We start from the raw sequence: 14,967 nt of genomic DNA on the forward strand, positions 1-14,967 counted from the left end.
AAATAATGCATTAAATTGAATAAATATACTATTTATATGTTATTTAGGAAGGATTTTACTTTTAACGTAAAAAAACACATATCGCTAGGATACGTGTGTTAAAAATAAATTTTTCGATCACGCTCTTCTTTTAAAATTTCGACTGCTTCTCGGAAGCGTTGTGAATGTACAATTTCTCGTTCGCGTAAAAAGCGTAAGCTATCATTTATGTCCGGATCATCTGATAAATCAATTAGCCATTGATAGGTTGCTCTTGCTTTTTCTTCAGCTGCAATATCCTCGTATAAATCTGCAATAGGATCTCCTTTCGCTTGAATATAAGTAGCAGTAAAGGGAACGCCACCTGCATTATGATAAAATAAAGCGCTATCGTGATTAGCGTATTGTGCGTCTAATCCGGCAGCTTTCATTTGTTCTGGTGTCGCATCTTTTGTTAATTTATAAATCATTGTGGCGATCATTTCTAGGTGTGCGAACTCCTCGGTGCCAATATCGGTCAGTAAGCCAACGACTTTGTCAGGAATAGTGTAACGCTGATTTAAATAGCGAAGGGCAGCAGCCAGCTCACCGTCCGCACCACCATATTGTTCAACTAATAGTTTGGCGAGTGCTGGATTACAAGTACTCACTTTAACAGGATATTGTAATTTCTTTTCATAAATCCACATATTTTCCTCTCCTTTATCCCGCTATTTGTGGGCAGTAAGACTCCCACCTCAAAATTTGGCTGGAGCAAAGAAGTTAGGTGGGAGATCAACTTTCCGTAAACCCCCACTGATTAAAATTTCACTTTATATTTGCCATGGCCAAGGTCCTTTACTCCATTCCCATGGAGCATTTGAATAACTATTTCCAAACTGCTGAAGTGGACCGTATTTTTCTTCAATTTTTTGTTGTAATACTCTTCGTTTATAGGAGAAATCGTTGAATTGATTTATAGCTGCAGTATCGTCTGGATGCGTATCTAAATAGAGGGTAAGTTCAACTAATACAAAATCAAATTCTTGTAGTTCTTCAATCCATTTGTAATATTCATCAGGCAATGTTTGTGTCACGTTTTTGTTCACCGTCCTTTTTTGTGAGGGTTTTCATAATAATCATAAAATGCAGGCCATAAAGTCCCTTTTTTTAAAGCTTCTTTTGGTGAGAATTGCGGTAAATTAGTTGGTTGAAAGCCCATGTATAAGTGGGGGGGAGTTGAGTAATATTTTTTTTCGATTGGAGGACAAGGATCGTTTGGGCCGTGATAAGGTATGAAGGATTTCATGAATTTATCCATGTTACACTCCTCCTTTATAAATGAAATATTCATCACTATGTATTGTATTCGTACATAATTGTAAATTATGACTCATATAGAAAACTAATAGAGACAGGGGGAGTGCGGATGGAAAGTATTACAACATGTATTGTATTAGAATCTAAAAACTTAAAGGAAACATTATATTTTTATGAAGGAATTTTAGGTTTTAAACCGAGCAAGGAAAGACCACAATTACGTGTAACAGGTGTTTGGTATGATATTGGTTCGACGAGAATTTGTTTTGTTGTAAATCGGAATTTTGGGAAGTATGGAGAGACTGTCACATCATCAGTGAAGGAAATATTTTTAAAAACTACAAATATCGAGCGAATAAAGAAAAAGTTAGAGTTTTATCAAATATCATTTGTAGAGGAATGCTGTGGTGAAGAAGTAAGAATAACTTTCTATGACCCAGATCGTTTTAAACTCCAAATTGCATTAAAAGAGAATACAGAATAGAGTCTTTTATAATGTAATAACCTTGATGTGATATGAAAAAAATATTGACAAGCCTCTCCAAATATTTTAATGTGATTGTATAAAATTGTGTATATAAAGGGGAGTAACTTATTACAGTAAAGTCGTCATTACAGGGAGAAACCCTCGGCTTTATTGGCAACGTTTCGTTGTTAGTGAGACCTTTACCAACAATGGTAAAGGCCCCCTTCTGTCTTTTTAGGACCCTTACCATATTGGTAGGGTCCTTTTTGTATACAAAGAGAGGAGATATTAAATGAAAAAACTTATAAGTAGATTAAGAGTTGTATTTCATGTCCGCCGATTTGTTCCATTTTTATTTGACTTTTTTACTTCAAAAGAGGTTTCCATAAAGAAGAAAATCTTATCTATTGCTTTTTTAGTTGGGTATGTTGCTATGCCGCTCGACTTCATTCCAGACTTCTTGCCGTTTATTGGTATTTTAGATGATATTGGAATTGTGTTATTCATTTTGAACCGAATCGTAAAGATGGCACCAGTTCAATTGCAAGAAAAGCATAATGTGAATATAGGATAGGGGTTAAAAGTATGGAGCAAATTATTTTAGATATAATTGAGTATTTAAAGCAGTTTTCTTATTTTGGAGTTGTGTTAGCTTTAACTTTTGAATTTATTCCAGCAGAGGTAGTTTTACCGCTTGTTGGGTATTGGGTGTACGAGGGTGATATGAATTTTTGGCTTGCTGTGTTAGCTGGAACAATCGGTGGAACGACAGGCCCATTAACGTTATATGCACTCGGTTATTACGGTGGTCGTCCTCTGTTAATAAAATACGGGAAATACTTCTTTATTAAAGAAGAACAAATTCAAAAAGCAGATGATTTCTTTGAGAAATATGGGCCGGTTGTAGCATTTTTAGGACGCTTCATCCCGGGAGTTCGAACACTTATTTCCGTTCCATGTGGTATGGCGAAAATGAATATATGGAAATTTAGCATATATACATTTGTAGCAATGTTCCCGTTAACGACTTTGTATATTTATTTTGGAATGAAATTAGGTCCGCATTGGGAAAAAGCGGCGGATGTTGTTGGACAATATATGCTACCGATATTAGGAGGCGTTCTTCTTATCGTGGCTAGTATCTTTATCTATAAATTTATGAAAAAACGAAACAAAACTGAATCTATCTAGTTATTAGCACTGAGTTTTGATTAATTTTTGAAAATGGATGAATAGTACAGGCAAAAGACTCTGAAGGACATACACATATAGGGAATAAAACAGAGAGAGGGGACAATTCTATGTCTTGTGAGTGCTCAGGGGCAGCGTTAACTTGTTGTCCAGATAAAAATTTTGTACAAGATAAAGTGTGTAGTCCATGGTCAGGAACTGTAGTTGCTACTGCAATTACAAATGTGCTGTATAACAATAATATTAATCAAAATGTAATTGGAACGGGGTTTGTTCAATATGACGTAGGACCAGTAGCAATAACGTTAACAGTTCTTGATTCAGCTGGTAATACAATTGATACCCAAACTTTAAATCCAGGAACTAGTATTGCTTTTACGTATCGCCGTTTTGAAACAATTGAGGTAACTTTACCGGCCGCAACACCTGGAACATATCAAGGTGAGTTTTGTATCACGACGCGTTATCCACTTTCATAGAAGAATAGGAGAGGGCTGAAATGGGAAATTCAAGTTTATCTTGTTGCTCTAATAATACGCTTGTACAAGATCAAGTATGTATAGATTGGTCAGCTACTGGTGCGGTAACGGAGACGGTGTATACGAATAATATTACGCAAGACTTATATGCATCAGGCTATGTGAAATATGATGTAGGTACAGCTCCAATTACAGTGAATTTTTTAGTAGGAGCGACAGTAGTGAATACAATTACTGTACAACCACAAAGTAGTGGTGCGTTCACAGTGAGATACTTTACTACAATTCAAATCGTTACAACAGGAACGGGAACGAGCCAAGGACAATTATGTCTTACAGTACGTTATCCGATCTCATAAGGAAAAGCATACCGTAATGGTATGCTTTTTTGTATAGTTTGTAAGTTAAGGTAGTGAAGAACTTTATAAGCAAAATGAGAATTGACAACAATATTTTCCTTCTATATATTGAGTTGGGTTATTTGGAATATTAATAATTGTCACAGATTGTAATGATTGACCTGTATATGACATTGTGTTGCCAGGATAGACAGTAAAAGTATTTGTCACCTGGCCAATAATTTGAACGGTAACTCCTCCAGTACTACTAGTACTATTATATACAGAAATGGTACCCGAGATTTTGAGTATACCATCTCCTTCCCATAAAATTAATGTAGAGTTTTCAGAAGGTGGAGGGATTTCTTTTGTTATAAAAAAATTACCAGCAAATTCATTTGTGACTAATTCACAAGTTGGTGGGATTGGGGGATTCGGCGGATTGTAGGGAGGGCATATGATAGATAAAGGGGCATAGCAGCCGATATTTTTTTTACAAGCCATTCGTAGAGCCTCCTTTCGTAGAGTTCCTTCATTACTATTAAATGTTGGAGGACGATAGTTGTGTTAATAAAGGACAAAAATTTTTAATTAAGTTTGTTTAATAGGCTTACATCGTATAAAAATCTATTAGACAATATGTGGTTGTTTCATATAAATGTGGGATGTCACGAAAAATTGACTGTATATTTACAAAACTTAAATAAATTTCATTCTTAATTTAAACGAAGTTAATATACGTTCGATACAATAACCATTGTAATTAGTTTATTATATGAGGAGGATTTACGTGGAAAGAACTGCTTTAAGAAAAGTAAAAGGACTTATTGGATTATTGATGGTTTTTGTATTAGCATTCGTGTCATTTCCGTGGAGTACGTCGGTTAAAGCGGAAGAGAAAAAGCAAGAAAAGGCACCAAGTGAGAAGAAAATCGTTTTCCCAGTTGTAAGTGATGTGCATATTAAGAATAGTGGAACAGATGATACGTTTCGTTGGAAACGAGCGATTGAGCAATTTAATACGCTTGCACCGAAGCAAGATGCATTTGTTATTGTAGGTGATTTTACAGATTCGGGAACAGTGCAGCAATACGACCGTTTCATGCAAGTTTATAATGAAAATGCAAATAAAGATGCGGTACGAATGAATTCTCTAGGTAATCATGATTATTGGAACGGTTTATCTGTAGAGGGAGCGCAGAAGCGTTTTTTAGAAAAGACAGGAATGGAATCAATTTATTATCATAATGTAGTAAAAGGGTATCACTTCCTTGTTATGTCACCAGAGGATGGAACAACGCATGGCTATTATTCGGACAAGCAAATTAATTGGTTAAAAGAAGAAATGGCAAAGGCACAAAAGGATGATCCGGAAAAACCAATTTTTGTGTTTTTACATCAACATATTAAAGATACAGTATACGGTAGTCATGAATGGGGAACACAAGATAGTGCAAAAATTAATGCAGTGTTAAAAGAGTACCCACAAGTCATTACGTTTTCAGGTCATTCACATTATCCATTAGATGATCCAAGATCGATTCATCAAAAAGACTTTACGTCTGTTGGTACATCTTCTGTAAGTTATATGGAAGTTGAAGGCGGTAAAGTGCAAGGAAATATCCCGCCAGGGGCTAGTACATTAAGCCAAGGTTTATTAGTAGAAGTGGATGATAAAGAAGTAACAATTAATCGCCGTGATTTCCATACAAACTCTTGGACAGGTGAGCCTTGGAAAATTAAATTACCAACGAAAAAAGAAGGATTTAACTATGTAGAAGATCGTGATAAAGAAAAGCCATACTTTGCGAAGGATGCAAAGCTTGCTGTATCAAATGTAACAGAAAATGCGGCAACAGTAACATTCCCGCAAGCGTTGGATAATCTGCTTGTTCATTCTTATCGCGTACAGGCAAAGGATAAACAAACAGGTGAGATTAAAAATAAGTTATTAGCATTCTCAGAGTTTTATCGTGATCCAGTTCCAAAAGAACTTACATTTACACTTGCAGGATTAGATGGCGGGAAATCATATACACTTGAAGTAGTTGCGATTGATTCGTTTGGCAATGAAAGCGCGCAGCCGTTAACGGCTGAAATTACTACGAAAAAAGATAATATTGATCCGAATGTAAAAGTGCCAAAGGCAGACGTTTTTGATGTGAATTTCTTAGATGGTACATTTAAAGATAACTCACCGTTTGGAACAAAGGGTGATGTGAAAGGGAATGTATCTATTGAATATGATAAAGCGTTGAAAACAAATGTAATGAAATTAAATGGAAAAGCTAATACATTTGGGTATCTTCCATTTTCAGCAGCACAAAAAGAAAAAGTAGCAAATTCATTTACGTTAGAAACTGTATTTTCAATGAATGAAATTCGCGGACAGGGTATTTTGCAAAATACAGAGAGTGGTGGAATTGGTTTTGAGTCTACAGGAAGTGGCTATGTAGAATTATGGGCTCATATTGGCGGAAGCTATAAACGTGTTGGCGTTCAATTAGAAGCAAACAAAACGTATCATTTAACAGGGACGTATAACGGAAGTGAAGTAGCAATTTATGTAGATGGTAAAAAAGTAAATAGTCAGCCAGCTAATGGGAAAGTGTATCATCCGAACGTGCCATTTGCACTTGGTGCAGATCCAGATGGCAACGGAAATGGCGGTATTCCGTTAAATGGACAAATTGCGTTGGCGAAATTATATAGTAAAGCATTAAGTTCCTCAGAAGTATTAGCAGCGTACAATCAGTTTTCTAATCGTACAAAATTAGAGCAAGTAAATGCTTTATATGAAGAGATTGGAAAAGTGAAAGAAGTGTTAGCTGGTACGTATGAATTTGGTGATAAGCCAGGTCAATATTCAAAAGAGGCATTTCAAGAATTAGAGAAAAGCTATAATAATGCAAAGCAAGTGTTTGAAAGTGTAGCAAGTACAGGAGAACAAATTGTTCAAACGTATAATGAATTAAAAACAGCAAACCAAACATTTGTACAATCAAAGGTAGCAGAAGAGCAGCCAAAAACACCGAAAGAAAAATTACAAGCGAATATTGAATCTGCAAAAGCTTTAGTAAAGAAAGCACAAGATGGAAATGTAACAGACGGTTCTGTTAAATCATTAAGTCAAAAAATCACAGTTGCAGAATCGGTGTTAAAAGATAAAAATGTAAAAGATGAGTATGTAGAATCAATGAATCGTACGCTAGAGCATGCTATTTCACTTGTTGAAAAAAGCATCAACAAATAAGGTATAAGAAAAAGAAGCTTATCATGATAGGCTTCTTTTTTGTTATACTAAAAGTAGTATAGAAAAAGGAGCGAATAATTTGGAAGAGAAAAAGCTAAAGAGAATTCTTGAATATGTATGGATCGCCGTTGTGCTCCTTGTAGGATATTATTTATTAAAAGATAAAAGTATATGGGTTCTATTTTTAATGACATTTTTATTAGCTGGATTAGGAACGCTATTTATTAACTTTTTCTTTGATAGTGTAAACGCGTGGAGAAAGAAAAAGAAAGAGGCGAAGTAAGGGAGAAGAAGTATACAAAAAGTTGCAGGTTATGTACTAACTTGCATCGATATATTTTTCCCGCTATAAACGGGCAGTAAGACTCCCACCTCAAAATTTGGTGAATACGAGGAAGGCAGTGGGGAGACAACTGCCCGTAAAAGCCCGATTGGTGAGAGATGGACAACGCCCCTCACTGATTAAAGTTTCACTTTATCATTTTACAGTCGTTAACGAAAAAACATTATAGAACATGAAAATAGCTCGCCTTTATTATAGGCGAGTTATTTTTTATGCTTCTTTTTTCTCATCACCTGTTTTTTCAGTAGCTAAATGACTTCACTTTGGACTCTCCCCCATTTTTCATCTCCATAACTGCGAATAGTGTGAACCGATTGGAAAAGAGTACGTAAGAGAATGAAGGTACAGTTATGGTATGTGGTTTTTTGAAATTTCCGGATTGATTTTATTTTAAATCTCAATATTCCGTCAAATAAAACTTTAACAAATAAAATGCTGGTTTTAAGGAGAAACTATGTGCAGAAATAGATGCAGGTTAACAAAAAGATTTATTTTATATAGTAGGAGAAGATGCTATGTTATTTTATTTCGAACTTGTTGTCATTTTACTTTGTACGAAATTAGCTGGTGATATTAGCGTTAGGCTTGGCCAGCCTTCTGTACTCGGTAAATTAATCGTTGGTATTATTATCGGTCCTGCTGTGCTTGGTATTATTAATAGTTCAGAACTTATTGATGAGCTTAGCGAGATCGGTGTTTTGCTACTTATGTTTATGGCGGGACTCGAAACAGATTTAGAAGAGTTAAATCGGAATTTAAAAGCGTCATTTGCAGTAGCGGCTGGTGGAATTATTTTTCCTTTCATCGGTGGATATGTAACGGGACTGCTTTTCGGATTGATGCAATCCCACGCTATTTTTTTAGGATTATTACTTTGCGCAACATCGGTTAGTATTACGGTGCAAACGTTAAGAGATTTAGGGAAAATGAATACGAGAGAAAGTACAACGATTTTAGGAGCAGCTGTATTTGATGATGTGATAGTCGTTATTTTATTAGCATTTGTAATGAGCTTTTTAGGAACGCAAGATGTGAATATAACACTTGTCATTGCAAAGAAAATTATTTTCTTTGTAAGTATCGTTTTTATCGCATGGAAAGTTGTTCCGTGGATTATGAAAATGCTCGTACCACTTCGTGTATCGGAAGCGTTAATTAGTGCGGCTCTTATTATTTGTTTCTCTTTTTCGTATTACAGTGAAATGATGGGAATTGCAGGTATTATTGGAGCATTTGCAGCAGGAATTGCAATTTCTCAAACAGAGTATAAGCATGAAGTGGAGCATAAAATTGAACCGATTGCTTATGCGATATTTGTACCAATTTTCTTCGTAAGTATCGGAATGGAAATTACATTTCAAGGTATCGGGAGCCAACTTTGGTTCATTATCATTATGACGCTCATCGCAATTTTCACAAAGTTAATTGGATCGGGTTTAGGAGCAAGACTAACGGGATTTAATTTACAATCTTCTATTAGTATTGGGGCAGGGATGGTATCGCGCGGTGAAGTAGCGCTTATCATTGCAGCAAATGGACTTGCAGCAAATTTATTAGCGCAAGAAAATTTCACAGCGATTGTCATTGTTGTCATATTAACGACAATTATTACACCGCCGCTTTTGAAGAAATATTTTGTATAGAGAGAACGGGCTTATCTTATATAGGTAAGCTCTTTTTTTTATCGCAAAAAGCAATGGTTATGTAGCATGAATAGGTTGTAATTATGGTAAAATCTACGTATATGCTAGGGTAAGGAGAGAAATTGATGAAGATTACCGAATTTACGATACGGGAAAGCCCACGCAGGACTTTAGTCCGTCTTTAGACGTGGTATGAAAGCATCGTTTTTGCATAGCAAAACAGGGTATACTTTATTCATAGTCATGCAAAAGACTCTAAAACGACTGTTCTCTGAAAACAGAATACATATGAGGTTGGGTAGCAAATTCTTCTACTCCGTAAAATGTATTAAGTCGTCATGCAAAAGACGTAAAAACATGTGAGAACCAACAATCTGTACGGTATGGTCACAGTACCGTAGCCCACGAACCTATATGGTCTGTTGTGGGAGTGGTGATGGCACACCGCAATCTTGCACGTCAGCGATACCAGAAATGGACTTCGCCTTTGGTAGCAAGAATCCCACTGACGTTAGTCAGCTGGCCCCTTTAGGGGTGGGAGTGTCAAGAAGGGAAAAGTTATAGGCGTAGTTATACTTCTTTCATTGTGCATACCATTTATTATAGGAAAAGAATCAAAGGTGAAAGATTTTCCAGTTTCCATGTTTTCTTCTCACGTGGAAGGCCGTTATCCACAAGAATATAAATACACTGCATTTTTGCCAGACTTTGCAGTTTGGATAAATGGATGGGAAAAGAAGTGGACGGAAGGGAAAAGAACCGTTTATCAAAAAGGGAAGCGTATTGTAAATGTGTTTCATCCTCCTGGTGATGATGGCTATTATCTTCATGAAGAAGTGGAATATACGAAATAAAAAGTAGCCACAAGAAGTGGAGGTTAAATGGTGAAAGCTTCAACATTACTATTTAAAATTGAAAATAATATGGATCAATTTTCACCAGCTGAGAAGAAGGTTGCCATGTATATAATGGGGAACGCAGAGATTGTTCCGAATTTAACGACGAAAGAAGTGTCTACAAATGCAGGAGCGAGTGAAGCGAGTGTTGTACGTTTTTGTAAAACAATCGGTATTGGAAGCTTTAAAGCATTTAAGCTAGCACTCGTTCGTGAATTAACAATTGCTGATTATAATATTAACGATTTTTCAGTGATGAATACAGAAGATGGGCCGTACGATTTGTTCAATAAAGTTACATATGTGAATAAAGCTGCAATTGAGGCGAGCGTTACTGCGATAGATAAAAAGGAACTTGAGAAAGCAGCAAATAGTATTGTGAAGGCTGGCAAGATTATATTTTATGGTGTAGGTGGATCAGCTACACCGGCAATGGACGGAGCTTATAAATTTACTCGGCTTGGATTTACTGCGATGATGCTATCTGATTTTCATATGATGTTGCCACTTGTAACGAATTTAAAAGAGGGAGATATATTTGTGGCGATTTCAACTTCTGGGCGGACGAAAGATGTGCTCGAAATGGCGCAATATGCGAAGAAGCGAGGAGCTACAGTTATTGCGATTACGAAGCTAGATCAATCATCTCCTTTATATAAAGCGGCAGACATTCGCCTTTGTATGCCGGATGTAGAGCAAGATCATCGTATTGCAAGTATTGCTTCACGAATGACGCAACTGAATATGATTGATGCTTTATACGTTATTACTTTTAATCGTATTGGTAATAATGTGATAGATCAATTTATGGAGACGAGAGAAGAAGCAGTAAGGCTACGGAAGTTAAAGTGAAAAGATGGGGCAACCCATTTTTTTTTGTGGCCGGACATAAATTTGTCATGAAGAGAAATAAAATTTCATAAAATAAGAAAGTGATATTGATTTTAAATTTCTTAAAGTTATAATTAAATTGTGAAATTAAATTTCAAAGAGGGTGGCAATATGTTAGAAAATTTATCTACAGAACATCGCAATGAAAAGACGATGAATTTAGATGAGATGAGTATAAAAGAAGTTTTACAAAGCATGAACCAAGAAGATCGAACTGTTGCGCTAGCAGTTGAAAAAGAGATAGAACAGATTGAAAAAGTTGTCCAAACTGTTATTACATCTTTTGAAGAAGAGGGCCGATTAATTTATATTGGTGCTGGTACGAGTGGCCGTTTAGGTATTTTAGACGCAGTGGAATGTCCGCCGACATTTGGCACAGATGACAAAATGGTGCAAGGATTTATAGCAGGTGGATTGAAAGCGTTTACTAAAGCGGTAGAGGGTGCTGAAGATCGCGAGGAGTTAGCGGTAGAAGATTTAAAAAGTATTGGGTTAAACGAGAAAGATACGGTTATTGGAATTGCAGCAAGTGGTAGAACACCTTATGTAATTGGCGGATTGAAATACGCAAATAGCGTGGGAGCGAGTACAGCTAGTATTTCCTGTAATAAAAATGCTGAAATAAGTAAATATGCAAAACTAAATGTGGAAGTGGAAACAGGCGCAGAAATTTTAACAGGCTCAACTCGTTTGAAGGCCGGCACAGCGCAAAAGTTAGTACTGAATATGATTTCTACAGCGTCTATGATTGGTGTAGGGAAAGTATATAGAAACTTAATGGTAGATGTTCAATCTACCAATGAAAAATTGGTAGAACGCTCAAAACGAATTGTTGTTGAAGCGACAGGCGCTAGTTATGAAGTAGCTACGGAGTATTATGAGAAAGCAGATCGAAATGTGAAAGCTGCAATCGTTATGATATTACTACAGTGTGAATATGGGGAAGCACTAGAAAAATTAAAAGAGGCAAAAGGATTTGTGAAGAAAGCACTTTAAACTCTGGGGAGGGGGATTCTATTATGAAGAAAGAAGAGATAATGGCGAGTAGGATTACGGAGCAACTTGGGGGAATAAAAAATATTCGTGGTATTGCTCATTGTATGACGAGGTTACGATTAACGCTTCATGATGAAAGTAAAGTGAACATGGACCTTTTGAAAAAGGTTGAAGGTGTTATGGGTGTTATTGAAGATGAAACACTTCAAGTTGTCGTTGGTCCAGGAACGGTAAATAAAGTAGCAGCTGAAATGGAAGTTTTAACAGGACTCAGAATTGGTGAGGTTGCAGATCATCACCTTGAAGATCTCGGCCGGGAGATAAAGTCAGAGATGAAGAAGAAAAATAATACACCAGTGAAAAACTTTTTAAGAAAAATAGGAAGTATTTTCATTCCGTTAATACCTGGTCTTGTCGCATCAGGAATTATAAACGGAGTCGCTAACTTTGCGAAAAACGCAGGTGCTGATCCGAATGCAACATGGCTACAAATGTTACTTCTAATTGGCGGGGGTATCTTTACATTCTTAGGGATTTTAGTCGGTTGGAATACTGCGAAAGAATTTGGCGGGACACCAGTTCTTGGGGCAATTGCAGGTATTTTAATTTTCAACCCAGCGATGGCAAATGTAAAACTATTTGGTGAAGCGCTAGTACCCGGACGGGGCGGATTATTTGCAGTTATTTTTGCAGCATGGCTCATGGTTGTAGTTGAGAGACGAGTACGAAAAGCGGTGCCAAATGCAGTTGATATTATCGTAACACCTCTTATTACTGTATTAGTGGTAAGTGTAGTAACGATGTTAGCGATTCAACCAATTGCAGGCTTCTTATCTGAGGGAATTACAAACGGAATTAATGCTATTTTAAATGTTGGTGGAGCATTTGCAGGAGCGGTGCTTGCCGGAACGTTTTTACCTCTCGTTATGGTCGGATTACATCACGGTTTAACACCGATTCATATGGAATTTATTAATCAAACTCACGTAACGCCTTTATTACCAGTACTCGCAATGGCTGGCGCGGGGCAAGTAGGAGCAGCGATTGCTATTTATGTGAAAACAAAAAATAAACGACTTCGAAATGTGATTAAAGGTGCATTACCAGTCGGTTTTTTAGGAATTGGTGAGCCGTTATTATACGGGGTTACATTACCACTTGGGAAACCGTTCCTTACTGCTTGTCTAGGTGCAGCTGTCGGTGGTGCATTCCAAGCAGTTATGAAAACAGCTGCACTCGGAATCGGCGTATCAGGATTATCATTAATTCCGTTAATTGCTGATAATAAATATTTATTATATTTCTTAGGGTTAGTAATTGCATATACTTTTGGATTTATCTTTACGTACTTCTTCGGATTTAAAGAAGAAATGGCAGAAAACATATAGAGAAAGGGATTCCTTTCTCTTTTTTTATATTAATAGAAGGAGAGATTTATATGATAGGAGTTTCAATTTATCTTTCAAAAGAGCGAGTAGAGAAGCAAGAACAATGGTTAAAAACAGTGAAAGAAAACGGATTTTCATCTATTTTCACATCTCTTCACATTCCAGAAGACGATCCGAATACGTATAAAGAGTTAATACAAATACTTGGGGAACAAGCGATGAAGTATGAAATGGAATTAATGGTCGATGTCTCTCCAAAATCTTTACATCACTTAGGAATGACATATGAAAATGTGGAAGAGTTAGTCGAGTGGGGCATTACTGGTTTACGAATGGATTACGGCATTGCTCCAAAAGAAATAGCACGCGTATCTCATAAGATGAAAGTGGCTTTAAATGCGAGTACGATTACAGAATCATTTTGGAAAGAGTTACTTGTGGAAAGTATAAGAGTAGATCATGTAGAAGCGTGGCATAATTTTTATCCGCGTCCAGAAACAGGACTAGCCAAATCATTTTTGAAAAAACAAAATAAGTATCTACATGAGTGCGGAATAAAAACGATGGCATTTATTCCTGGAGATGGTGTAAAACGAGGCCCTTTATTTGAGGGTTTACCAACTTTAGAAAAGCATCGCTATATGCGCCCGCTTGAAGCATATTTAGAACTTATTCAAGAATGTGATGTCGATAAAGTGCTAATTGGAGATATAAGCGGGAGCCTAGAAAGTGTACAAGAAATCGCGATGGCGCGTAATGGGATTATTCCAGTGCGATATGAGTCATTTATAAATGAAAGTGAAGTATTAAAAGTGGTAGAGCAAGTGCATACAAATAGGTTAGATCCGGCTCGTGATGTCATTCGCTCTGTAGAATCGCGTGAAGAAAATAAAGTTGTATTACAACCGATGAATACAATTTCAAGAAAACGAGGCAGTATTACAATTGATAATGAATTGTACGGTAGATATGCTGGGGAGATGCAAGTTGTTATAAATGATTTGCCTACAGATGAGAAGGTGAATGTTGTCGGAATGGTTGTGGAAGAGGACATGTCGTTATTGCCTTATATTGGTGCTGGAAAAAAGTTTCAACTTTTTCTGTGCGATAGAGTAAAAACTTGAATGAGCGCTATTTTGTAAAAAACATTATTCGTAAAACGGATAATGTTTTTTGTTTTCTTTCAAAAAAGTATTTGACGAATGAAAAGAAATATCGTATTGTTTTGTCTTGTGAATAAATGTTCACCATAACAAAACAAAAAGGAGAGCTCAGAATGAATCAATATATTGGTAATTTAATTATTCGTATCGTGTTAGGAGTTACGTTTTTTGCACACGGTTTAGCAAAGTTTCAATCGGGTATCGATAACGTAGCAGGATGGTTTACAAGCATCGGCTTACCAGGTGGTCTTGCATACGGCGTAGCAACAGTTGAATTAGTAGGTGGTATATTATTAATTATCGGTTTAGGTGTGAGATATGTAGGATTGTTATTCGCTCTTATTTTGGCTGGAGCTATCGTAAAGGTAAATGGAGCAGCAGGCTTATTAGGAGATGGAAAGAATCCGGGATATGAATTAGATCTTGCATTATTATCGATGGGTGCGTATTTATTCGTTGTAAAAGCAGAAGGATATGTAGATCGTTTCTTAAAAGAGAAAGTAATGAAAACGAAGTAAATTTCACTTTTAATGTGTTGACTTGACGACTTGGTGTAACTATAATGATTACATCAAGTTAATTAATAATAAAATGATTCGTATATTTTTTTATTCAAGTTGTAACTAAATTAGTTACAACTTG

General features: G+C 36.3%; 18 protein-coding genes. 14 read left to right on the forward strand and 4 right to left on the reverse strand.

Features of this window, described 5'->3' with window-relative positions; all coding sequences use genetic code 11:
• Nucleotides 1-98: 98 nt before the first annotated feature.
• The 3 genes from cotJC to FT637_RS17235 all read right to left on the reverse strand — a co-directional run bounded on the left by cotJC (nucleotide 99) and on the right by FT637_RS17235 (nucleotide 1,279).
• Entirely contained in the window at nucleotides 99-668 is a 570-nt protein-coding gene (gene cotJC / locus FT637_RS17225) for a spore coat protein CotJC (protein WP_002170510.1), read from the reverse strand.
• A gap of 123 nt (nucleotides 669-791) precedes the next feature.
• Nucleotides 792-1,055, reverse strand: coding sequence for a spore coat protein CotJB (locus FT637_RS17230; RefSeq protein ID WP_002116426.1), 264 nt, complete (start codon nucleotides 1,053-1,055; stop codon nucleotides 792-794).
• Between the two features lie 8 nt (nucleotides 1,056-1,063).
• Complete coding sequence (locus tag FT637_RS17235; protein WP_193647330.1) at nucleotides 1,064-1,279, reverse strand: spore coat associated protein CotJA; 216 nt, start codon at nucleotides 1,277-1,279, stop codon at nucleotides 1,064-1,066.
• 108 nt (nucleotides 1,280-1,387) lie between these two features.
• Between FT637_RS17235 and FT637_RS17240 the strand changes: the two genes are divergently transcribed.
• From FT637_RS17240 to FT637_RS17260, 5 genes are all read left to right on the forward strand, one after another.
• Nucleotides 1,388-1,762, forward strand: coding sequence for a VOC family protein (locus FT637_RS17240; protein WP_193647331.1), 375 nt, complete (start codon nucleotides 1,388-1,390; stop codon nucleotides 1,760-1,762).
• Between the two features lie 274 nt (nucleotides 1,763-2,036).
• On the forward strand, nucleotides 2,037-2,318 hold the full coding sequence (locus FT637_RS17245; RefSeq protein WP_002159169.1) for a YkvA family protein: 282 nt from the start codon (nucleotides 2,037-2,039) through the stop codon (nucleotides 2,316-2,318).
• An 11-nt stretch (nucleotides 2,319-2,329) separates the two neighbouring features.
• Nucleotides 2,330-2,935 (forward strand): DedA family protein, encoded by a 606-nt coding sequence (locus FT637_RS17250; RefSeq protein WP_193647332.1) that lies wholly within the window; start codon nucleotides 2,330-2,332, stop codon nucleotides 2,933-2,935.
• Between the two features lie 110 nt (nucleotides 2,936-3,045).
• Entirely contained in the window at nucleotides 3,046-3,414 is a 369-nt protein-coding gene (locus FT637_RS17255; protein WP_193647333.1) for a DUF3992 domain-containing protein, read from the forward strand.
• Between the two features lie 20 nt (nucleotides 3,415-3,434).
• The gene (locus tag FT637_RS17260; RefSeq protein ID WP_193647334.1) at nucleotides 3,435-3,773 is read left to right on the forward strand and encodes a DUF3992 domain-containing protein; all 339 of its coding nucleotides are present in this window, start codon (nucleotides 3,435-3,437) and stop codon (nucleotides 3,771-3,773) included.
• A 63-nt stretch (nucleotides 3,774-3,836) separates the two neighbouring features.
• Here the strand turns inward: FT637_RS17260 and FT637_RS17265 are convergent, their stop codons facing one another.
• Entirely contained in the window at nucleotides 3,837-4,256 is a 420-nt protein-coding gene (locus FT637_RS17265) for an S-Ena type endospore appendage (protein ID WP_193647335.1), read from the reverse strand.
• 286 nt (nucleotides 4,257-4,542) lie between these two features.
• Between FT637_RS17265 and FT637_RS17270 the strand changes: the two genes are divergently transcribed.
• From FT637_RS17270 to FT637_RS17310, 9 genes are all read left to right on the forward strand, one after another.
• On the forward strand, nucleotides 4,543-7,005 hold the full coding sequence (locus tag FT637_RS17270) for a LamG-like jellyroll fold domain-containing protein (RefSeq protein WP_193647336.1): 2,463 nt from the start codon (nucleotides 4,543-4,545) through the stop codon (nucleotides 7,003-7,005).
• A 79-nt stretch (nucleotides 7,006-7,084) separates the two neighbouring features.
• The gene (locus FT637_RS17275) at nucleotides 7,085-7,288 is read left to right on the forward strand and encodes a hypothetical protein (protein ID WP_002201657.1); all 204 of its coding nucleotides are present in this window, start codon (nucleotides 7,085-7,087) and stop codon (nucleotides 7,286-7,288) included.
• 575 nt (nucleotides 7,289-7,863) lie between these two features.
• Nucleotides 7,864-8,991 (forward strand): cation:proton antiporter, encoded by a 1,128-nt coding sequence (locus FT637_RS17280; protein ID WP_193647337.1) that lies wholly within the window; start codon nucleotides 7,864-7,866, stop codon nucleotides 8,989-8,991.
• Between the two features lie 584 nt (nucleotides 8,992-9,575).
• Nucleotides 9,576-9,845: an outer surface protein gene (locus FT637_RS17285; protein ID WP_227493841.1), complete on the forward strand. Its 270-nt coding sequence runs from the start codon at nucleotides 9,576-9,578 to the stop codon at nucleotides 9,843-9,845.
• A 30-nt stretch (nucleotides 9,846-9,875) separates the two neighbouring features.
• Nucleotides 9,876-10,739: a MurR/RpiR family transcriptional regulator gene (locus FT637_RS17290; protein WP_193647338.1), complete on the forward strand. Its 864-nt coding sequence runs from the start codon at nucleotides 9,876-9,878 to the stop codon at nucleotides 10,737-10,739.
• A gap of 150 nt (nucleotides 10,740-10,889) precedes the next feature.
• Nucleotides 10,890-11,774, forward strand: a complete 885-nt coding sequence (gene murQ / locus FT637_RS17295; protein ID WP_193647339.1) for an N-acetylmuramic acid 6-phosphate etherase — start codon at nucleotides 10,890-10,892, stop codon at nucleotides 11,772-11,774.
• Between the two features lie 23 nt (nucleotides 11,775-11,797).
• A complete protein-coding gene (locus tag FT637_RS17300; protein ID WP_193647340.1) occupies nucleotides 11,798-13,162 on the forward strand; it encodes a PTS transporter subunit EIIC in 1,365 nt (454 codons plus the stop codon).
• A 50-nt stretch (nucleotides 13,163-13,212) separates the two neighbouring features.
• Nucleotides 13,213-14,286, forward strand: coding sequence for a DUF871 domain-containing protein (locus FT637_RS17305; RefSeq protein WP_193647341.1), 1,074 nt, complete (start codon nucleotides 13,213-13,215; stop codon nucleotides 14,284-14,286).
• Nucleotides 14,287-14,438: 152 nt separating this feature from the next.
• The gene (locus tag FT637_RS17310; protein WP_001077751.1) at nucleotides 14,439-14,843 is read left to right on the forward strand and encodes a DoxX family protein; all 405 of its coding nucleotides are present in this window, start codon (nucleotides 14,439-14,441) and stop codon (nucleotides 14,841-14,843) included.
• The last annotated feature ends 124 nt before the right edge of the window (nucleotides 14,844-14,967 follow it).

Origin of the sequence: Bacillus cereus (assembly GCF_015071065.1) — a bacterium.
GTDB lineage: Bacteria > Bacillota > Bacilli > Bacillales > Bacillaceae_G > Bacillus_A > Bacillus_A cereus_BA.